Raw genomic sequence first — 20,657 nt, 5'->3', positions numbered from 1 at the left:
CGAGGGCGTTGCCATCATGTGGAAAGAGGGCGTAGACGTTTCCATCACCGGAAACTCCACCAACCCCACCCGTTTCCAGCATCCGGTTGCAGGAACCTATAAGAAGGAATGTGTAGAGGCAGGAAAGAAGTACTTCTCCGTTGCTTCCGGCGGTGGTACCGGACGTACCCTTCACCCGGACAACATGGCGGCAGGACCGGCTTCCTACGGTATGACCGATACCATGGGACGTATGCACTCTGATGCGCAGTTCGCAGGATCTTCTTCTGTACCGGCTCATGTAGAGATGATGGGCCTTATTGGCGCCGGCAACAACCCGATGGTTGGTATGACGGTAGCTGTTGCGGTTTCCATTGAGGAAGCAGCGAAAGCTGGGAAGTTCTAGGAAGAACGGATCCATTTCTGAATGGAATTAATTCTGTATAGTATGGCAGTAATTCAGGTTTTGCCCGGATTGCTGCCATATAATTTTTATCTGTTTGAAATTGGTTAAAAAGACTCTCAGTATCCCGGAGTGGATGAATCCCTCATGTGAAAAAGCATGAGGGATTTTAACAATTTCAGGAAGTTTCAGCTCAGGCATTGAATAGAAATCAGATCTGTGATAGGATATAGAAATAGAACATATGTTCTATTTTGGAGGTGATGATTTGGAGAGAAGTTATCTCTGTATCGACCTGAAATCCTTTTACGCTTCCGTAGAATGCCGGGAGCGGGGGCTGGATCCCATGACGGCAAATCTGGTGGTGGCGGATCCGGAGCGCACGGAGAAGACCATCTGCCTTGCGGTATCGCCTGCCATGAAGGCCCTTGGGGTGCCGGGGCGCTGCCGGCTGTTTGAGATCCCCAAGGGGATCGAATATGTGATCGCCCCGCCCCGGATGAAGCTGTACATTGATGTCTCTGCGGAAATCTATGCTGTCTATCTGAAGTATGTGTCCAGGGAGGATATCCATGTGTATTCCATTGATGAGGTCTTCCTGGATGTGACGGATTATCTGTCCATGTACCGGATGACTGCCAAGGAGTTGGCGGGGAGGATGATGGAGGATGTGTATAGGACGACGGGGATCACGGCTGCGGCAGGGATCGGGACCAACCTGTATCTTGCCAAGATCGCGCTGGATATCACAGCCAAGCACGTGGAGGATCACATCGGAGAACTGACAGAAGAGTTCTATCGGGAGACTCTCTGGGAGCACCGCCCGTTGACCGACTTCTGGCGGGTGGGAAAAGGGATTGCCGCGCGGCTGGAATCTGTGGGGATCCGGACCATGAAGGAAGTGGCGCAGGCAGAGGAGGATCTTTTGTACCATCTCTTTGGGGTTGACGCAGAGCTTCTCATCGATCATGCCTGGGGAAGGGAGCCGGTGACCATCGGGGATATCAAAGCTTACACGCCCAGGACCAATTCTGTGGGCAGCGGCCAGGTGCTTCCCAGGGATTATGATTTCCAGGAGGGGAAGCTGGTGGTAAAGGAGATGGCAGACCTTCTGAGCCTGGAACTGGTGGAGAAGGATCTGGTCACAGACGGACTGACTCTTCATGTGGGTTACTCCAACCGGCTGGGGGAGAAGCCGGCCCACGGGACGGTTTCTCTTGAGACGGCCACCAGTTCCGGGACACGGCTGGTGGCAGCCGCAGAGGCGCTCTATGAAAGGATAGTGGATCAGAGGCTTCCGGTGCGGCGGATGACGCTGACCTGCTGCCGGGTGAGGGATGAGGCCTATCGCCAGTATGACCTGTTCTCCGATCCCATGGAGGAAGAACGGGAGAGGCGGCTGCAGAAAGCGGTGCTGGATATTAAGGATAAATACGGGAAAAATGCGGTCCTGAAAGGAATGAACCTGCAGAAGGGGGCAACTACGAGGGAGAGAAATCTGCAGATTGGAGGACATAAAAGTGGAGAGAGTTAAGATGAGCAGAGAAGAGCGGGCCAAGCAGTTCCTCCCCTTTGCGGCGCTGAAGGGTTATCCAGCGGCCCTTCGAAGGAAAGAGAAGATTGTAGTGCCAAAAGTGGAATTTTCTGAAGATTACCAGGAGCGGCTGGATCGGAGGCTGCGGCAGATCCGTGTTCAGGATGTGGTGACGGCGGTTTATTTCCGGGAGGGAGAATACCTGAAAGTGACCGGGATGGTCTCCAGGATCGACCGGACGGCCAGGGTGCTGAAGATCGTGAATACAAAGATTCCATTTGATGATCTCTATGATGTGAGCTATAATGAGTAGCAGAGAAAAAAGGAGGAGAAGCAAATGGCAGAGTATGTGCTGACTACGGACTCGAATTCCGATGTTCCGGTAGAATTTTTGAGAGAGTATGAGATCCCTGTGATCCCCCAGTATTATATGTTTGGAGAGACGGTGTACGGGGATGAGCTGAATATGGAGCCTAGGGAATTTTACGAGACCATGCGCAAGGGCGAGCTGCCCAAGTCTATGGCCAATAATCCGGAGGTGATCCGGGAGAAATTTGAGAAGATCCTAAAGGAAGGCAAAGACATCCTTCATGTAGCATTTTCCAGCGCCCTCAGCGGAAGCTGCGGCAATGTGCAGGTGGTGGCAAGAGACCTGGCAGAAGAATATCCGGACCGGAAGATCCGGGTGTTTGATTCCCTGAACGCATCTCTGGGAGAGGGCGTGTCCGTGATGCGGGCGGCGTTCCTTCGCCGGGAAGGAAAAGGGATGGAGGAAGTGCTGAAAGTGCTGGAGGAAGAAAGGGACCATGTAAATGTATGGTTTACCGTGGACGACCTGCACCATCTGCAGCGGGGCGGAAGAGTTTCCAAAACTACGGCAGTGGTGGGAAGCATGATCAACATCAAGCCGCTTCTCACGGTGACGGCGGAAGGAAAGCTGGAATCCGCAGGCACTGTGCGGGGAAGGAAGAAAGCCCTGAAGACTCTGGTGACAAAGATGGAGGAATCCCTGGATCTGGAGCGGTTTGGGAAGGACCGGACGGTGGCCGTGATCCATGGAGACTGCCTGGAGGATGCAAAGCTGGTGGCAGGCCAGGTGGAAGAGCTTGGGTTTACGAATGTGGTGATCAATGACGTAAGCCCCAGCATTGGGACCCATGCAGGTCCTGGGGTAGTGGGACTGGTATTTTACGGAAAGAAAGTAAAATGATGAGATTGACGGAATATGGCAGGAGACAAAGACCGAAAGATCCGTATGCTTCTTATAGACCGAGAGATATCTATGGAAGCACCGGGTTCTATGTGTGGGAACAGGAGGAGGCTGGAGCGGACCGTTTTGTGCGGCTGCGGTTTTTCTGTCTGGCAGCGGTTTTTTTGACCGCGTTCCTGTTGGTCATCGGTCTGAGCATAATCAGTATTTATCTGCCGGTTCAGACCCGGGCGGGATTTCTGCTTGGGGCGGTGGTGGGGATCACTGTGGCTCTTGTGGTCTGCGCACATCAGATTGGGATCCGAAGCCAGGGATTGCTCTGTGTCTTTGTAAGAGACGAGTGGGGAAGGATTTATCTGTTTGATTATACAATGCCCGCTTTCCAGAAGTTTACAGAGGCAGGCCCCATAGGAGGCTACCATGGAGGGAATCCTTTGGCATATCTGGAAGATGTCTGGAAAACGGCCAAAGCGCTGCGGGAGATCCGCCGGAACCGGGCGGTGGAGAGAGTAATGGCTTCCGGAGGCGCGAAAGATTATGGGAATGAAGTGACACAGGTGAGAAAACTGCGGGAAAGGGCGGGAGGATGTGAGGTTTCCTGTCTGGTTCAAAGAGCAGGCGGAGAAGAGTTTACGAAGAAGGTGTTTGTTCCGGCATCTGTAGAAAACTATGAGGCTTTGCTCTCTTCTTTACAGAGAATGCAGGGATAACAGGAAAAGGAGTTTTGGCAGGAAGGAGAAGGATGGGATGGAATACGAAGGTCAGATCTGCAGAGCGCCCATGGAGCGGGCGTCTTTCATGCTGCCGGTGATGGTGGGCTGCTCCTACAACCAGTGCCGGTTCTGCATGCTGTTCAAATATCTGCGGTTCCGCATCCTTCCTCTGGAACAGATCGAGGGAGAACTGCAGAGGGTGCAGGCAGCAGGCGGCAGGCCGGAGAAGATCTTCCTGGGAGACGGCAATGCCTTTGATCTTGAGACAGAGCGTCTGCTGGAGATCCTGGACCTGATCCACCGGTATTTTCCCGAGTGCAGGACTGTCAATATGGACGCCACGGTGACGGGAATACAAAAGAAATCAGATAAGGAGCTTGAGAAGCTGTTCCAGGAAGGAGTCCGGCATTTGTATCTGGGGATTGAGACCGGGCTGGATGACGTGCTTCGGTTCATGAAGAAGGATCACACCCTTTCTCAGGCCTATGACGCCATCGGACGGCTGAAAGCGGCAGGGCTTGTCTATGACGCCCATATGATGACCGGGATCGCCGGGCAGGGCCGGGGAAGGGAAAATGCAGAGGCGACGGCAGAGTTCTTCAACCGGACCGGGCCGGAGCGGATCGTGAATTTCTCCCTGTTTCTTCACAGAAGCTCTCCATTGTATGAGAAGATCCGGGAGGGAAGTTTCATACCGGCCCCGGAGCGGGAGAATCTGGAGGAAGAAGACCGGCTGCTGGAGCTTCTGGAGCTTCCCTATGGGGAATACGACGGGTTTCATGATTTCCTGGAAGTGCGGGTCCGTGGGAAACTCCCCGGGGACCGGGAGAAGATGCGGGGGAAGCTAAGGGCGGCCCTTAAAGGACTGGAAGGAAAAGAACCGGTATTTGCCTTTGTGGATTGAGAATTTTTAAAAGAAGATAGGGAGTTCCTCTTGACAAAAAGGGGGAATATTGCTATGATTTAAAAACAGAACGCACTCTGTTTTTGAAATAATCTGAAAGAGAGGTGCCATATGCAAAGAGTTTATTCATTGTTGGTTGACAATAACCCCGGCGTACTCAGCCGGATATCCGGGCTTTTCAGCAGGAGAGGATACAGCATTGACAGTATTACGGCGGGCGTGACGGCAGATCCAAGATTTACCAGGATCACCATTGTGGCAAGCGGAGACGAGCTGATCCTGTCCCAGATCGAGAAGCAGGTGCGCAAGCTGGAGGACGTGATCGAGATCAAGGTTCTGGATCCGGCAGATTCCGTATACCGCGAGCTGATCATGGCGAAGATCCGGGCGGACCGTTCAGAGCGGGCGGAGATCATATCGGTGGCGGACATTTTCCGGGCAAAGATCGTAGACGTGGAGAAGGAATCTCTGATCGTGGAGTTGACCGGAACCCAGTCCAAGCTGGACGCCTTCTTAAATCTTCTGGAGGGCTATGAGATCCTGGAGCTTGCCAGGACCGGCATCACCGGACTGAAGCGTGGCATCGGGGACGTTACCCTGATCGACCAGGAGGGGAATATCAAGAAGCTGTAGCATTAAATGGAGACAGGAGGACCCTGCCGCTGTTTATATAAAATTTATTTCACAAGTTTAGGAGGAATGATTGAAATGGCAGCAAGAATTTATTATCAGGAAGATTGTAATTTATCTTTACTGGAAGGAAAGAAGATCGCGGTTATCGGCTACGGCAGCCAGGGACACGCCCATGCGCTGAACCTGAAAGAGTCCGGATGCGACGTGATCGTAGGCCTTTACGAAGGAAGTAAATCCTGGGCGAAGGCTGAGGCGCAGGGCCTGAAGGTTTACACAGCAGCTGAGGCTGCAAAGCAGGCGGATATCATCATGATCCTGATCAATGATGAGAAACAGACCGAGCTTTACAAAAAGGATATCGAGCCGAACCTGGAAGAAGGAAATATGCTGATGTTCGCACATGGATTCTGCATCCACTTCGGACAGATCCTACCTCCGGCTAATGTAGATGTTACCATGATCGCGCCGAAGGCTCCCGGGCACACCGTAAGAAGCGAGTACCTGGCAGGAAAAGGAACACCGTGTCTGGTAGCGGTTCAGCAGGATTACACAGGCAAAGCGCTGGATACCGCACTGGCATATGCACTGGCCATCGGCGGAGCAAGAGCGGGCGTTCTGGAGACCACCTTCCGCACCGAGACCGAGACAGACCTCTTTGGAGAGCAGGCAGTTCTGTGCGGCGGCGTCTGCGCATTGATGCAGGCAGGCTTCGACACTCTGGTAGAGGCCGGATATGACCCGAGAAACGCATACTTTGAGTGTGTACATGAGATGAAGCTGATCGTAGATCTGATCTATGAGTCCGGCTTCGCAGGAATGAGATACTCTATTTCCAATACTGCTGAGTACGGTGATTATATTACTGGACCGAAGATCATCACCGAGGAGACCCGCAAGACCATGAAGAAGATCCTGGCAGACATCCAGGACGGCTCTTTCGCAAAAGAGTTCCTGCTGGATATGTCTCCGGCAGGCGGACAGGCACACTTCCGCGCTATGAGAAAGCTGGCCAGCGAACACGCTTCCGAGAAGGTGGGCAAAGAAGTAAGAAGCCTTTACAGCTGGAGCGATTCTGATAAGCTGATCAATAACTAGGGAATATTTTTATTTAATTGAGGACGTAGCCTTTTGCAAAAAGGCTACGTCCTCAATTGCGATTCGGGGTGTACCCAAATGCGTTTTAGGGTGTACCTAAATGCAGAAAAATATACTGAATTTGTATGAGTAGTATGATAAAATATAAAAAACAGTGTTTACGGAAACAAGAAACAGCCAAGTAGATCAAGGGAGGAGTGATGAAAATGGATGAAAGATTAGAAGACCTGCGCTCGGCGAAGAACCCAAAGGCGCGAATCAAGATTTTGAAAGGACATTTTGCCACCAGTAATTCTCACTTGAATACGTATATTGATATGTCTACAGTAAAAACGAGACATAATAATTCAAGAGAAACCGCAAAAGAACTGGCGGCTGAGTATCTGACAAATACATTTGTAAATACGATCGTTTGTCTGGATGAAACGGAAGTGATCGGGACGTTTCTGGCGGAGCAGCTGGCAGATTCTAACAGGATGTCTTTAAGCGCTGGGAATAACATTTCCGTGGTGACGCCGGAATTCAATACATTTGGGCAGATCATGTTCCGGGATAATAAACAGAGGATGGTGAAGAATCAACAGGTTTTGATCCTGGCTGCATCTGTTACTACAGGAAAAACGATCAGCAGGGCGATAGAGTCCGTTTTATATTATGGCGGGACTGTGTGTGGGATTTGTGCGATCTTCAGCGCAGTTACAAAGATTGCAGGTATGGAGATCAAAACCATTTTTACCAGTAAAGACGTGCCGGACTATCGCGCTTATGATCCTCACGAGTGTCCGATGTGCAAAGAAGGCAGCAGAGTAGAGGCTTTGGTTAATAGTTTCGGGTATTCAAAACTGGAATAAAGTTCATTTTGGTACACCCTAAAATGCATTTGGGTACACCCCAATTGTCATTTTGGTACACCGTAAACGTCAATTGAGGACGTAGCCTTTTTACAAAAGGCTACGTCCTCAATTGAACAATAAAAAACAGCCATGACGGTAAATGGCTGTTTTTGTCTATGCTCTTAAGCGATTCCGTTTACTGCTTTTGTTAAGCGGGAAATCTTTCTGGAGCAGGTATTCTTGTGATAAACACCTTTGGTTCCAGCTTTGTCGATCTCCACGATCGCTGCCTTCAGCGCTTCTTTTGCCGCCTCGGCGTTCTTCTCTGCAACAGCAGCTTCTACTTTCTTTACAGAGGTTTTAACTCTGGATTTGATCGCTTTGTTTCTAGCCGCTTTTGTTTCGTTTACCAAAATCCTCTTCTTCGCAGATTTGATATTAGCCAACTCGTCCACCTCCAATATCTATATTTCGATTCTCTCGATTTCCAGTTCGTTAGAGCCGGACACGGACGTTCTAACGAAACATACGAATTTATTTTATTCCAAGGTTTAGGTTCTGTCAATACATATTTCTCAAAATATTGCAAAAACTGATGTTGTCAGCAGCGCTGCGCGCCATGGGTAAAAGGCGGAAATGGCGGCAGTGAGACTTAAGGTTCAGTGAGGTTGATGGGATGATCGAGAAATACAGTATCAGGACGGATCTGGCGCTGGAGCAGAAGGAGCGGTTCGAGTCAGATCATGTGGAGATCCAGGGGGTTGTACTGGAGGAGGATTATGATGAGGAGCGGGAGATCCGGATCACCCGGGTCCGGATCGAGACGGAAAATGGAGCGAAGGCGATGGGCAAGCCGGTGGGCACCTACATTACCATGGAGGCGCCGGAGATGGCAGTGCCTGACGAGGAATATCACAGGGAGATCTCTGTGGAACTGGCAAAGTTCCTGGCAGGCTTCCTGAAATGTGACAAGGAGGATCTCTCTGTGCTGGTGGTGGGCCTGGGAAATCGGAAAGTGACGCCGGATGCGCTTGGTCCGCTGGTGGTGGACAATCTGAACATCACCAGGCATATCGTGAAAGAGTACGGAAAATACGCCATGGGCGAGGAGCAGGCGCGCCTGGTGAGCGCCATCGTGCCGGGAGTCATGGGGCAGACGGGCATGGAGACCGTGGAGATCGTCCGCGGGGTGGTGGCGGAGACCGAGCCGGACGTGATCATCGCGGTGGACGCCCTGGCGGCCAGAAGTTCCCGGCGTCTCAACCGGACGATCCAGATCTCGGACACCGGGATCAGCCCTGGTTCCGGGGTGGGCAACCACAGAGGCGGGCTGACCCGGGAAACGGTGGGGGTTCCGGTGATCGCCATTGGGATCCCCACGGTGGTGGATGCGGCCACGATCGTCAACGACACCATGGAAAATCTGATCGCGGCGCTGGAGACCTCGGAAGCGCTGCGGGGGGTGGGCGTTGTACTGCAGGGTTACACTGCGGCGGAAAAATATGACCTGGTGCGGGAACTGATCTCCCCGCATCTGAACGGGCTGTTTGTGACGCCCAAGGATATTGACGATACCATCAGACGGATCAGCTATACCTTATCGGAAGCTTTGAATCTTCTGTTTTCCGGGAAAGCGAAGGAAGCCTGAACCTGCATTTTCCCTGTGGGACATGCACATATCCCGGGGAGTCACATCATATAGTGTTAAGACACAAATATGAAAACCTGTCCGGAGATTTTCCGGGGCCAGGCGTTTGAGCGGAGTGAAGTGGTTGGAGTTGTTTCAGAGAAGGGTCAGCCAGGTGCTGATGGTCCTGGTCCTTGGGATTTTGATCCTGTATGCGGGATTTCATATAAAGATCCGTCTGCCGGAGGAGGTCCGGCTGGAGATAAACCGGTTTCTTGGACACCGGACAGAGGAGATGTACCTTGCCGGTTTTGCCTACTGCAGGGACGGGGAGGCGGTCACGCCTTCCCGGTGGGTCCTTCGGGCGGCAGGGGATCTGATGCCTCTGGAGCGCTACATAGAAGAGAAGGCGCCAACGGATGTGGCAGTGGAGGACCGGGAGACCTATGAGATGATCCTGTCCCGTCAGGCCGGGGATGAGAATAAGGCGGATGAAGCCGTTCAGACAGACGGGACAGCAAAGAAACCGGATATCTCCCTGGAGAAACTGAAGGATTTTGATTATCTGATGGGGCATTTCTATACGGTGGACAGTAGTACGTCGGTGGATCCGGAGCAGCTGAACGCCCAGACTCTGCTGGGGAAAGACTTAACCATCGACCAGTCCGGGGAGGGCCCTAAGGTGCTGATCTATCATACCCACTCCCAGGAGGCCTTCGCGGATTCCAGGAAAGGGGAAGAAAGTGATACCATTGTGGGCGTGGGAGAGTATCTGGCGCAGCTTCTGAATGAGACCTATCAGATTCCCACCCTTCATCACAAAGGCGTCTACGATCTTATCGACGGGAAGCTGGACCGGAGCCGGGCCTACGAGCTGGCTCTTCCGGAGGTTGAGAAGATCCTTAAGGAGAACCCCAGTATCGAAGTGGTGATCGACCTGCACCGGGACGGCGTGGGAGATTCCACCCACCTGGTGGAGGAGATCAATGGGAAACCCACGGCCCAGATCATGTTCTTCAATGGTATGAGCCGGACTAAGGCCAACGGTCCCATTGAGTATCTGAAGAATCCCTACATAGAAGACAATCTGGCCTTCTCCCTCCAGATGCAGCTGGCGGCGCAGAAGTATCCGGGATTTACCAGGCGGATCTATCTTAAGAGCTACCGCTACAACATGCATGTAACGCCAAAGACCCTGCTGGTGGAGGCGGGGGCCCAGACCAACACGGTGGAGGAGATGAGAAACGCCATGGAGATCCTGGCGGAAACACTAGATACTGTGCTGACTTCATAAAATGTGTTTGCCTAACACCACATTTTGTGCTAAGATATCTCCAGTATGGGAAAATATCGGAAAGGAACGACAGTTCATGGCGAAGAAGAATACATATGATGCGGACAGCATTGCAATACTGGAAGGACTGGAGGCGGTGCGCAAGCGGCCGGGCATGTATATCGGCAGCGTATCCACCAAGGGCCTGAACCATCTGATCTATGAGATCGTGGACAATTCCGTGGATGAGCACCTGGCAGGATCCTGCAGCGAGATCCATGTGACCCTGGAAGCGGACGGATCTGCTACCGTATCCGACAATGGACGTGGCGTGCCGGTGGACCTGCACGCCAAAGGAGTGTCTGCGGAGCGGGTGGTTTATACCACTCTCCATGCAGGAGGAAAATTTGATGATTCTGTCTACAAGACCAGCGGCGGTCTCCACGGAGTGGGATCCTCGGTGGTCAACGCGCTGTCTGCCTATATGGATGTGGAGATAAGCCGGGACGGGTATATCCATCACGACCGGTATGAACGGGGCGTCCCGGTGGTGGAACTGGAGGACGGGCTTCTGCCCAAGATCGGCAAGACCAAGAAGACCGGGACGAAGATCAATTTTCTGCCGGACGACACCATTTTCGAAAAGACCCGGTTCCGGGCGGAGGAAGTAAAAAGCCGGATGCACGAGACCGCTTATCTGAATCCGGAGCTTACCATTATCTTCGAGGATCTGCGGGGCGAGGAGAAGGAGAAGATCGTCTATCATGAGCCGGAAGGGATCCTGGGCTTTATCCGGGATCTGAACTCCAAGAAGGAAGCCGTCCACGAGCCGGTTTATTTTAAGGGGGAATCAGAAGGCGTTGAAGTGGAAGTGGTATTCCAGTACGTCAACGAGTTCCATGAAAATGTACTGGGCTTTTGCAATAACATTTACAATGGAGAGGGAGGCACCCATCTCACCGGGTTTAAGACCACTTTCACCACGGTGATCAATCAGTATGCCAGGGAACTTGGGATCCTGAAGGAAAAAGACGCCAACTTCACCGGCGCGGATGTGCGAAACGGCATGACCGCCATTGTGTCCATTAAACATCCGGATCCCCGGTTTGAGGGCCAGACCAAGACCAAACTGGACAACCCGGACGCGGCCCGGGCGGTGAGCAAAGTGGCAGGGGACGAGATCGTGCGGTATTTCGACCGGAACCTGGAGACTCTGAAAAAAGTGATCGGCTGTGCGGAGAAGGCGGCTAAGATCCGCAAGACCGAGGAGAAGGCCAAGACCAATCTTCTGACCAAACAGAAATATTCTTTTGACAGCAACGGCAAGCTTGCCAACTGTGAGAGCCGGGATCCTTCCAGGTGCGAGATCTTCATCGTGGAGGGAGATTCTGCCGGAGGTTCTGCCAAGACCGCCAGAGACCGGATGTACCAGGCTATCCTTCCCATCCGGGGCAAGATCCTGAATGTGGAGAAGGCCAGCATTGACAAGATCCTGGCCAACGCGGAGATCAAGACCATGATCAATGCCTTTGGCTGTGGATTTTCCGAAGGGTACGGCAACGATTTCGACATCAGCAAATTGCGCTATGACAAGATCATCATCATGGCGGATGCGGATGTGGACGGAGCCCACATTTCCACTCTGCTCCTGACTCTGTTCTACCGGTTTATGCCGGAGCTGATCTATGAGGGACATGTGTATATCGCCATGCCGCCTCTCTACAAGGCTATGCCAAAGAAAGGGGAGGAAGAGTACCTCTACGACGACCAGGCTCTGGAGCGGTACCGGAAGACCCATGACGGCCCCTTTACCCTGCAGCGGTATAAGGGACTGGGAGAGATGGACGCCCAGCAGCTGTGGGAGACCACCCTGAACCCGGAGACCCGGGTGCTGAAGCTGGTGGAGATCGAGGACGCCAGGATGGCCTCCAGCGTGACCGAGATGCTGATGGGTACTGAAGTTCCGCCCAGACGGACCTTTATCTATGAAAATGCGCTGGAAGCACAGCTGGATGTCTAAAGGAGAAGGAAGACCATGGAAAATACACAGATCATAAGAACCGAATATTCGGATGTGATGAAGAAATCATATATCGATTATGCCATGAGCGTCATTGTAGCCCGAGCCCTTCCGGATGTCCGGGACGGCTTAAAGCCGGTGCAGCGGCGGACTCTCTACGACATGCATGAGCTGGGGCTTAAAAATGACCGCCCCTACCGGAAATGTGCCCGTATCGTGGGTGATACCATGGGTAAATACCACCCCCACGGGGACAGTTCCATCTATGAAGCCCTGGTGGTGATGGCCCAGGATTTCAAGAAGGGCACCGTGCTGGTGGACGGGCATGGCAACTTTGGCTCCATCGAGGGAGACGGGGCGGCGGCCATGCGTTATACCGAGGCCCGTCTGGCGAAGATCACCCAGGAAGCCTATCTCCAGGATCTGGATAAGGACATTGTGAATTTTGTCCCCAACTTTGACGAGACGGAGAAGGAACCGGAAGTGCTGCCGGTGCGGATCCCCAACCTGCTGGTAAACGGCGCGGAAGGGATCGCGGTTGGTATGGCCACCAGCATCCCCACCCACAACCTGGGCGAGGTGATCGACGGGGTCAAGGCCTATATGAAGAACAATGAGATCAGCACCAGACAGCTGATGAAATATATCAAGGGGCCGGATTTCCCCACCGGGGGGATCGTGGTCAATAAAGACGACCTGCTGGATATCTATGAGACCGGAACCGGAAAGGTGAAGCTGCGGGGCAAGGTGGAAGTAGAAGAATTAAAGGGGGGCAAGAGCCAGATCGTGATCTCGGGGATCCCCTACACCATGATCGGGGCAGGGATCGGAAAATTCCTGAACGATGTCTACAACCTGGTAGAGTCCAAGAAGACCAGCGATATCACCGACATTTCCAACCAGTCCTCCAAGGAAGGGATCCGGATCGTCATTGAGCTCAAAAAGGGCGCGGACGCGGAAAATCTCATCAACATGCTCTACAAGAAGACCCGGCTGGAAGACACCTTTGGGGTAAATATGCTGGCAGTGGCGGACGGACGCCCGGAGACTATGGGCTTGAAGAAGATCATCGAGCACCATGTGGATTTCCAGTTCGAGCTTGCCACCCGCAAGTATCAGACGCTTCTTGCCAAGGAGCGGGACAAAAAGGAGATCCAGGAAGGGCTGATCAAAGCCTGTGACGTGATCGACCTGATCATTGAGATCCTGCGGGGCAGCCAGTCGGTGAAAGACGCCAAGGCCTGTCTTACAGACGGGGTGACCGACAATATCAAGTTCAAGTCCGGCATTTCCAAAAAGATGGCGGCCATGCTGCGGTTTACTGAGCGGCAGGCCACAGCCATCCTGGAGATGCGTCTCTACCGGCTGATCGGCCTGGAGATCGAGGCGCTGATGAAGGAGCATGAGGAGACGCTGAAAAATATCGCCCGCTATGAGGACATTTTAAATAATTATGACTCTATGGCAGAAGTGATCATGGCGGACTTGGATCAGATCAAGAAGGAATTCTCCTGGAAACGGCGCACCCAGATTGAGAATGCCGAGGAGGCCGTGTTTGAGGAGAAGAAGATCGAAGAGCAGGAAGTGATCTTCCTGATGGACCGATTCGGCTATGCCAAGACCATTGACCGGGCCACCTATGAGCGGAACAAAGAGGCGGCGGACGGGGAGAACCGGTATGTGATCAGCTGCCTGAATACCGGGAAGCTCTGTATCTTTACCGACACCGGAAAGATGCATCAGGTGAAGGTGCTGGATCTGCCTTACGGCAAGTTCCGGGATAAGGGGCAGCCTATTGACAATGTGAGCAATTACGACAGCACCCAGGAGGAGATCGTCTATATCTGCGACAGTGAGCAGATGCGATTTGCCAGGATCCTGTTCGCCACCCGGGCAGGTATGATCAAGAAGGTGCCGGGAACTGAGTTCCAGGTATCCAAGCGGACCATTGCGGCTACCAAGCTGCAGCCGGAGGACGCGGTGGTGAGCGTTCAGGTGATCAGCGACGGCCAGCAGGTGGTGCTGCGGACAAAAGACGGATATTTCCTCCGGTTTGGCGCGGAAGAGGTGTCTGAGAAGAAGAAGGGCGCCGTGGGCGTGCGGGGGATCCGGCTGCGCAAGAAGGATGAACTGGAAGAGGTTTATCTTTTTGAAGAGGGAACAGAGACCAAAGTTCAGTACGGAGACCGGGAGGTCACGCTGAACCGGCTGAAAGCGGCGAAGCGGGACGGCACCGGTACGAAAGCGAGGTAGAACCATGATCCAGGATATCAGCCCGTATCGCTATGATAACGCCTATCATCCAAAGCGGCCAAAAGAGGAGGATTTCCTGCTGTGTTATCAGGGAAAGCAGGCGCTTTTGAGAAAGCAGGGGGAGGAGATCCGGTTTCCTGCCTTCCGTGAGGCGCAGGCCTACTGGGAGGGAGAAACAGAAAAACTTTACGAAAAGGCAGTCTATCTCTTTGCTATTGACGGGATGCATTTTTATCTTCACCGGGGATTTGACGGGCACTGTCTGGAGAAGGAGGGGTTTGCCTGGGAGAATACCTGGATCTTCCGGAGCGCCAGGCCCAAATATCTGCGGTTTGCCGGGATCACCGGCTGGCAGCTCTTTCAGTGGTATGAGAGCCGCCGGTTCTGCGGCCGGTGCGGAAAGCCCATGGTGCAGGATGAGAAGGAGCGGATGATGAAATGTCCCTCCTGCGGCTTGATGGAGTTTCCCAAGATCTGTCCGGCGGTGATCATCGGAGTCACCTGTGGGGATAAGATCCTGATGTCCAAGTACGCGGGGCGGGATTTTACCGACTATGCCCTGCTGGCCGGATTTTGCGAGGTGGGAGAGCCTATTGAGGAGACGGTGCGCCGGGAAGTGATGGAGGAAGTGGGACTGAAGGTGAAGAACATCACCTACTTCAAGAGTCAGCCCTGGTCCTTCTCTGATACCCTTCTGATGGGATTCTTCTGTGAACTGGACGGAGAGGGAGAGATCTCCATCGACCAGGAAGAACTTGCCATGGCAGAGTGGTTCCGGCGGGAGGATATGCCGGTGAAGGAGGAGGACTTAAGCCTGACCAACGCTATGATGATGGCGTTCAAGGAGGGGAAGGTATGCCTTCAGAGGGAAAGATAAAAAGTGGGATCCCAGGCCAGTGATGGCGGAAGGGATCCCTTCTTTGTTATGTGAGGTATTTTATTTTACGCAGGCACCGGTCCGATCCCGGCGGCGCCCGCCAGGAAGAACAGTCCTAAAAACAGGATCAACAGGAGGAAAAGTCCAAGTCCTGCGGCAAGAGTCTGGCCAAAGGGCTGTCCCCTTTGTTTCCGTCGGATCCCATAGCCCAGAAGCACCAGGGAGCCAGAGAGACAAAAGAGGGGGAACACTACGCCGATCCCTGTGAAGAGGATGGTATCCAGTTGCCATTGCATGTGATCCATCCACAGGAATAACAGTAAGAGGACAGCCAGGATTCCGAGGAGGGTGCGGATATGTTTCCGTTCCTGTCTCTGCCTGGCTTTGGCAAGCGTGAGGGTATCTGAGACGGCTTGGGCCGCTTCTTCTTTTGATAGTTCCGTGGCCACACTTTTCTCAGACTTCATAAGTTCTACGACACTGATGTCTAACGCGTCTGCCAGGGGCTCGATGGTGCCGATGTCCGGGAATCCGACTCCCCGTTCCCAGCGGCTGACTGCCTTGTCCGTAACCTGGAGTCTGGCGGCAAGTTCTGCCTGGGTCATTTGTTTTTCTTTTCGGCATTGGGAGATAAAAGCTCCGAATTTTTCTGCGTCCATATGCCACCTCCTTGCTGCTAAGGTAACACAATCAGCTTCCGGGAGCAACCGACGATTCGTTTACCTGCAGAAAACAGAAGGGGGATTACAGATTTAGTTCCTTCAGGAGTTGTTCCTGATATGCCGGGTCTTTCGCGGATCTTACAATATCTTCTGTGCGGCCAAGTTCGGACAGCCGAAGGATCAGGCTGTTGATCCGGGTCTGAGCTTCTAATTTTCCTTCCTGGATCCCGCGGTTTTCTCTTTCCTGGAATTCATCTTCGAATAATTCTTTTAATGCTTCACACATTTTTACTGCCTCCTCAAACTGCTTGTGGTTTGCCCGGACAATAATATCCATGACAGACTGATAGAGTTTATTTGTTGTATGGTTCCGGTATTCGGTGACCAGTTTTTCTGCTTCTGCCTCGCTGTCCAGATGATCCGTCAGGCTGGCCAGCCATAAATTTTCTTCTTTCGAAAGTTTTTTTGTCACAATGATCTGAATAGGAATAAAATCGCCTGTCACGTAGAAAATGCCAGAGTCTGTTTCCTGGATCTGAAAGCTGCGTTTTTTCTCCAAATGATCCATTAGATTCCGGGGATGCCGGTGGCAGACAAATGTGATTGTCAGATCGTCTATGGGGATCACATCTGCCATTGATGAATCAGATTTGTAAAAACAGGCATAGCCGTATACTTTATAAAAATCGTCAATATTTAAAGAATCTGTCGGACTCTTATATTCGATCAGGTTGTGCCCTCGGAAGATTCTTCCAATATTTTTGTGGATCGGATGTGTCCCGTCTTTTTTAATGATGAGCACATCGATCTCTTTAGGTTTTGTCCCAAGCTGATGTTCGTTTTCAAAGGACAGGTATTCCCGTTCCTCCTCCAGTTCAATCTGTATCCCGGCAAAAAATGCAGGGTGCCATTGGAGGACTTCTTTTTTCTCCATACGCCGGACCTCCTTGTGAAATTATCTCAGGAGTTCCGGATTTTCAGAAAACTCCTGCTTAAAATGTGGAATATAAAGCATGAATTTTCTGAAGAGACAGAAGCTGCAAGACCAGGTCCGCAGTCTGAAAGAATAAGAATCCCGCTTTTGATACCGAGATTAGAAATCTAGAAAACACATATGCTTTTCCTTAGTCTACCATAGCTGTTTCCCAAATTCAATAAACGGCGGAAAATCCTGAAGAAATTCCCGAAAACCCTTGATTTCTCACGGAAAAAGTGCTATACTCCCCTATAGTCACATAGAAATCCGGCAGAAGAGTGAACGAAAGTTCACTCTTCTTTGTTGGTAAGGAGGAATTTTACATTGTCGAAAAGAGAACTTTACGAACAGAAAACAGAACAGCTCTTAACCCCCATCGTAGAGGAATACGGGTTTGAGCTTGTGGATGTGGAGTATGTGAAAGAAGGCAGTACCTGGTACTTAAGGTCTTACATTGACAAACCCGGCGGGATCAGCATTGACGACTGTGAGAAGGTGAGCCGGCGGCTCTCTGACCTTTTGGATCAGGAAGACTTTATCGAGGACGCTTATATCATGGAGGTCAGCTCCCCGGGACTTGGCCGGCCGCTGAAGAAGGAGAAGGATTTCAGACGGAGCCTGGGAGAAGAGGTGGAGATCCGGACCTACCGGATGATCGATAAGCAGAAGGAATTTACCGGGATCCTGAAGGATTACGATGAAAATACAGTAACCATCACACTTGCGGATGAGACAGAGAAGACATTTGACAAAGACGACATCGCTTTGATCCGTCTGGCATTTGATTTCTAGATTAAGGAGGAAAGAAAGAATGAACACAGAATTACTGGAAGCATTGAACCTGTTGGAGAAGGAGAAGGACATCAGTAAGGAAACCTTGCTGGATGCCATTGAGAATTCCCTTCTGAATGCCTGCAAGAATCATTTTGGCAAGGCGGACAACATTAAGCTGACCATGGATCGGGAGACCTGTGATTATCAGCTTTACGCGGAGAAAGAGGTTGTGGAGGAAGTTGAGGATACGCTGGAGCAGATCAGCCTGGAAGATGCTCAGGAGATCGACAGCAAGCTGGGACTTGGCGATATCGTGCGGATCCCTATCGAGTCCAAATCCTTTGGGCGGATCGCTACGCAGAACGCCAAGAACCTGATCCTGCAGAAGATCCGCGAGGAAGAGCGCAAAGTGATCTACGATCAGTATTTTGAGAAAGAAAAAGACATTGTCACCGGTATCGTACAGCGGTATGTGGGAAGAAATATCAGTATCAACCTGGGCAAGGCGGACGCCATGCTGACCGAGAACGAGCAGGTGAAAGGAGAGGTGTTCAAGCCCACCGAGCGGATCAAGCTGTATGTGGTAGAGGTCAAGAATACCACCAAGGGTCCCAAGATCCTGGTATCCCGGACTCATCCGGAGCTGGTGAAGCGGCTGTTTGAGTCTGAGGTCACTGAAGTCAGAGACGGGATCGTGGAGATTAAGAGTATTGCCAGAGAGGCGGGCAGCAGGACCAAGATCGCAGTGTGGTCCAATGATCCGGATGTAGATCCGGTGGGAGCCTGCGTAGGAATGAACGGCGCGAGAGTCAATGCCATCGTCAGCGAACTGCGGGGCGAGAAGATCGACATCATCAACTGGAGCGATAACCCGGCCATCCTGATCGAGAATGCGCTGAGCCCGGCGAAGGTCATCTCTGTTATGGCGGACCCGGATGAGAAGACGGCCAGCGTGATCGTGCCGGACTATCAGCTGTCCCTTGCCATCGGCAAGGAAGGCCAGAACGCCAGACTTGCGGCGCGGCTGACCGGATATAAGATCGACATCAAGAGTGAGACACAGGCCATTGAATCCGGAGAACTGCCGGAGAACTATATGGAAATGAGCGAAGGCGTCTTCGAGGAAGAAATGTACGAGGACGGTTATGACGAGGCCTATGAGGAAGGCTACGAAGACTACGCTGAGGACTACGATGCCGGGGCTGCTTACGAAGAGGAGCCGGAGGCAGAAAAGGAATAAGGTGATCATTTGAACAAGAATAAAAAGATACCTCTGCGGAAATGCGTGGGCTGTCAGGAAATGCACAGCAAAAAGGAGATGATCCGGGTCATCCGCACGGCGGACCAGGAATTTATGCTGGACGCCACCGGAAGGAAGAACGGCCGGGGGGCTTATCTTTGCCCCAGCCGGGAATGTCTGGAGAAAGCCAGGAAGTGCAAGGGCCTGGAGCGCTCTTTCGGGCAGGCGATCCCGCCGGAGGTGTATGAATCCCTGGAAAAGGAGATGGAGCTTCTTGAGTCAGAATAAGGCGTTGTCTTTGCTTGGCCTTGCGACAAAGGCCGGGAAAGTGGCAAGTGGAGAGTTCTGCACAGAAAAAGAGGTGAAATCCGGCCGGGCCGCGTTGGTGATCGTAGCCGGGGACGCCTCGGAGAATACGAAGAAGAGATTTCGGAATATGTGCAGTTTTTATAAAGTGCCAATCTATTTTTACAAAGATAAAGATACCTTGGGACATGCAATGGGAAAAGAGTTCCGTGCATCCCTTGCAGTCACGGATGAGGGGTTTGCAAAAGGAATCAGGAAACATTTGGACACAGAAGAGAATACAATTGCATAATGGAGGTAGTGTGTATGTCGAAGATGAAAGTATATGAGTTAGCGAAAGAGCTGGATATCCCCAGCAAGGAACTGATCGAGTTCCTTGGGGGCAAGCAGATAGAAGTAAAAAGCCACATGAGTTCCCTGGAGGAGCCGGAGGTCAAGATGGTGCGGGATTCTTTCGCCGGCGGCAGCAAGCCGGCAGAGAAACCGGCGGAAAAGCCTGCGGAGAAACCGGCGGAGAAGCCGGCAGGCGAGGCCCCGAAGAAGAAGAACATCGTGCATGTCTTCCGTCCTCAGAACACTCAGAACGGCGGACGCCAGGGAAGACGTCCGGCAGGCGGCGGCCACGGGGGAATGTCCCAGGGCAGGCCGATGCAGGTGAATAACGGACGTCCGGCCAGACGGCCCGGCGGTCCTGGACGCCCGGGAGAGGAAAGACCTCAGGCGGGCGCGGCCAGATCCGGCCGTTCGGTAGCCCAGGCCTTTGAGCGGGCGTTGGGCAAGAAGGAAGCGCCTCAGACGGAGGCGGCTCCGGCAGCAAAAGAGCAGCAGGTGAAGCCTCAGGCGGCGGCAAGACCGCAGCAGGAGCAGCCGGCGCGCAGAGAGCAGGCGGCCCGTCCGGAGCAGGCAGCCCGTACGGAACAGGCGGCTCATGCTGGGCAGGCAAACCGTCCGGAGCCAAGAAGAGACGGGGAGAGAAGCGAAAGAAACGAAAGAAGAGACGACCGCGCGCCAAGAAGAGAGGACCGTGCTCCCAGAAGAGACGGGGAGAAAGGTCAGCGCAGAGATGACAGAGGCCCAAGAAGAGAGAGCGACAGAAGAGAGGACCGCGCTCCCAGAAGAGACGGGGAGAGAAGAGACGGCCGTCCCGGCGGCCGCCCGGAGGGCAGAAGGAACCAGGGCAGCAGTATCCCGGCTCCGGAGACTCCCTCTCAGAAGCCCCAGAGAGGTAAAGGCAAAGGGAAGGACGATCATAAGAAGAAAGATTACCGCCATGAGGAAGAGGACAGAAAGCCAAAGGGCAAGAAGCAGAAGACGGAGAATAAGCCGCAACTTCAGAAGCCTCAGC

At 52.7% G+C, this 20,657-nt stretch carries 22 protein-coding genes; 19 read left to right on the top strand and 3 right to left on the bottom strand.

Going from position 1 to position 20,657, the window contains the following annotated elements; translation table 11 throughout:
- The 9 genes from ACML7B_RS05125 to ACML7B_RS05085 form a co-directional block, all read left to right on the top strand.
- Positions 1-385 (top strand): GGGtGRT protein (locus ACML7B_RS05125; RefSeq protein ID WP_418539551.1); only part of this gene is annotated, 385 nt, incomplete at its 5' end.
- Positions 386-626: 241 nt separating this feature from the next.
- Positions 627-1,916, top strand: coding sequence for a DNA repair protein (locus tag ACML7B_RS05120; protein ID WP_418539549.1), 1,290 nt, complete (start codon positions 627-629; stop codon positions 1,914-1,916).
- Between the two features lies 1 nt (position 1,917).
- Positions 1,918-2,229 carry a YolD-like family protein gene (locus ACML7B_RS05115; protein WP_418539547.1) on the top strand — a complete coding sequence of 104 codons (312 nt, stop codon included), beginning with the start codon at positions 1,918-1,920 and terminating at the stop codon, positions 2,227-2,229.
- Positions 2,230-2,253: 24 nt separating this feature from the next.
- Positions 2,254-3,126, top strand: a complete 873-nt coding sequence (locus ACML7B_RS05110; RefSeq protein ID WP_418539545.1) for a DegV family protein — start codon at positions 2,254-2,256, stop codon at positions 3,124-3,126.
- Positions 3,123-3,836, top strand: coding sequence for a hypothetical protein (locus ACML7B_RS05105; RefSeq protein WP_418539544.1), 714 nt, complete (start codon positions 3,123-3,125; stop codon positions 3,834-3,836). The genes ACML7B_RS05110 and ACML7B_RS05105 overlap by 4 nt, the downstream gene beginning before the upstream one ends.
- A gap of 37 nt (positions 3,837-3,873) precedes the next feature.
- Positions 3,874-4,743 carry a radical SAM protein gene (locus tag ACML7B_RS05100; RefSeq protein WP_418539542.1) on the top strand — a complete coding sequence of 290 codons (870 nt, stop codon included), beginning with the start codon at positions 3,874-3,876 and terminating at the stop codon, positions 4,741-4,743.
- 111 nt (positions 4,744-4,854) lie between these two features.
- Positions 4,855-5,376 carry an acetolactate synthase small subunit gene (gene ilvN / locus ACML7B_RS05095; protein WP_106788502.1) on the top strand — a complete coding sequence of 174 codons (522 nt, stop codon included), beginning with the start codon at positions 4,855-4,857 and terminating at the stop codon, positions 5,374-5,376.
- Between the two features lie 75 nt (positions 5,377-5,451).
- The gene (ilvC, locus tag ACML7B_RS05090) at positions 5,452-6,471 is read left to right on the top strand and encodes a ketol-acid reductoisomerase (protein WP_418539539.1); all 1,020 of its coding nucleotides are present in this window, start codon (positions 5,452-5,454) and stop codon (positions 6,469-6,471) included.
- Positions 6,472-6,677: 206 nt separating this feature from the next.
- Complete coding sequence (locus ACML7B_RS05085) at positions 6,678-7,322, top strand: orotate phosphoribosyltransferase (protein ID WP_106788500.1); 645 nt, start codon at positions 6,678-6,680, stop codon at positions 7,320-7,322.
- 164 nt (positions 7,323-7,486) lie between these two features.
- Here ACML7B_RS05085 and rpsT read toward each other — a convergent pair whose 3' ends face one another.
- Positions 7,487-7,750 (bottom strand): 30S ribosomal protein S20, encoded by a 264-nt coding sequence (gene rpsT / locus ACML7B_RS05080; RefSeq protein WP_106788498.1) that lies wholly within the window; start codon positions 7,748-7,750, stop codon positions 7,487-7,489.
- A gap of 230 nt (positions 7,751-7,980) precedes the next feature.
- Here rpsT and gpr point away from each other — a divergent pair, with 230 nt between their 5' ends.
- The 5 genes from gpr (at position 7,981) to nudC (ending at position 15,354) form a co-directional block, all read left to right on the top strand.
- Positions 7,981-8,952 (top strand): GPR endopeptidase, encoded by a 972-nt coding sequence (gene gpr / locus ACML7B_RS05075; RefSeq protein WP_418539537.1) that lies wholly within the window; start codon positions 7,981-7,983, stop codon positions 8,950-8,952.
- 124 nt (positions 8,953-9,076) lie between these two features.
- The gene (gene spoIIP / locus ACML7B_RS05070; RefSeq protein WP_418539535.1) at positions 9,077-10,225 is read left to right on the top strand and encodes a stage II sporulation protein P; all 1,149 of its coding nucleotides are present in this window, start codon (positions 9,077-9,079) and stop codon (positions 10,223-10,225) included.
- A 76-nt stretch (positions 10,226-10,301) separates the two neighbouring features.
- Positions 10,302-12,224, top strand: coding sequence for a DNA gyrase subunit B (locus ACML7B_RS05065; protein ID WP_346708579.1), 1,923 nt, complete (start codon positions 10,302-10,304; stop codon positions 12,222-12,224).
- 15 nt (positions 12,225-12,239) lie between these two features.
- Complete coding sequence (locus ACML7B_RS05060) at positions 12,240-14,477, top strand: DNA gyrase/topoisomerase IV subunit A (protein WP_418539533.1); 2,238 nt, start codon at positions 12,240-12,242, stop codon at positions 14,475-14,477.
- Between the two features lie 4 nt (positions 14,478-14,481).
- Positions 14,482-15,354, top strand: a complete 873-nt coding sequence (gene nudC, locus ACML7B_RS05055; RefSeq protein WP_418539532.1) for an NAD(+) diphosphatase — start codon at positions 14,482-14,484, stop codon at positions 15,352-15,354.
- 65 nt (positions 15,355-15,419) lie between these two features.
- On the opposite strand, the gene ACML7B_RS05050 is transcribed toward nudC, so the two are convergent.
- The gene (locus tag ACML7B_RS05050; RefSeq protein WP_418539531.1) at positions 15,420-16,013 is read right to left on the bottom strand and encodes a helix-turn-helix domain-containing protein; all 594 of its coding nucleotides are present in this window, start codon (positions 16,011-16,013) and stop codon (positions 15,420-15,422) included.
- 85 nt (positions 16,014-16,098) lie between these two features.
- Positions 16,099-16,950 carry a hypothetical protein gene (locus tag ACML7B_RS05045; protein ID WP_418539530.1) on the bottom strand — a complete coding sequence of 284 codons (852 nt, stop codon included), beginning with the start codon at positions 16,948-16,950 and terminating at the stop codon, positions 16,099-16,101.
- A gap of 366 nt (positions 16,951-17,316) precedes the next feature.
- Between ACML7B_RS05045 and rimP the strand changes: the two genes are divergently transcribed.
- The 5 genes from rimP to ACML7B_RS05020 form a co-directional block, all read left to right on the top strand.
- Entirely contained in the window at positions 17,317-17,784 is a 468-nt protein-coding gene (gene rimP / locus ACML7B_RS05040) for a ribosome maturation factor RimP (RefSeq protein ID WP_106788488.1), read from the top strand.
- Between the two features lie 19 nt (positions 17,785-17,803).
- Positions 17,804-19,006 (top strand): transcription termination factor NusA, encoded by a 1,203-nt coding sequence (gene nusA / locus ACML7B_RS05035; RefSeq protein ID WP_346708574.1) that lies wholly within the window; start codon positions 17,804-17,806, stop codon positions 19,004-19,006.
- 9 nt (positions 19,007-19,015) lie between these two features.
- Positions 19,016-19,294, top strand: coding sequence for an RNase P modulator RnpM (gene rnpM / locus ACML7B_RS05030; protein ID WP_165697942.1), 279 nt, complete (start codon positions 19,016-19,018; stop codon positions 19,292-19,294).
- The gene (locus ACML7B_RS05025) at positions 19,281-19,604 is read left to right on the top strand and encodes a L7Ae/L30e/S12e/Gadd45 family ribosomal protein (RefSeq protein ID WP_106788485.1); all 324 of its coding nucleotides are present in this window, start codon (positions 19,281-19,283) and stop codon (positions 19,602-19,604) included. Before rnpM ends, ACML7B_RS05025 begins: the two co-directional genes overlap by 14 nt.
- 14 nt (positions 19,605-19,618) lie before the next feature.
- On the top strand, positions 19,619-20,657 hold a 1,039-nt coding region (locus ACML7B_RS05020), incomplete at its 3' end, for a translation initiation factor IF-2 N-terminal domain-containing protein (protein ID WP_418539527.1).

The sequence above is a fragment of the Massilistercora timonensis genome (assembly GCF_048354975.1).
Lineage (GTDB): Bacteria > Bacillota > Clostridia > Lachnospirales > Lachnospiraceae > Massilistercora > Massilistercora timonensis.
Note: the sequence above shows the minus strand (reverse complement) of the source record. Positions and strands in the feature narration are given on the sequence as shown.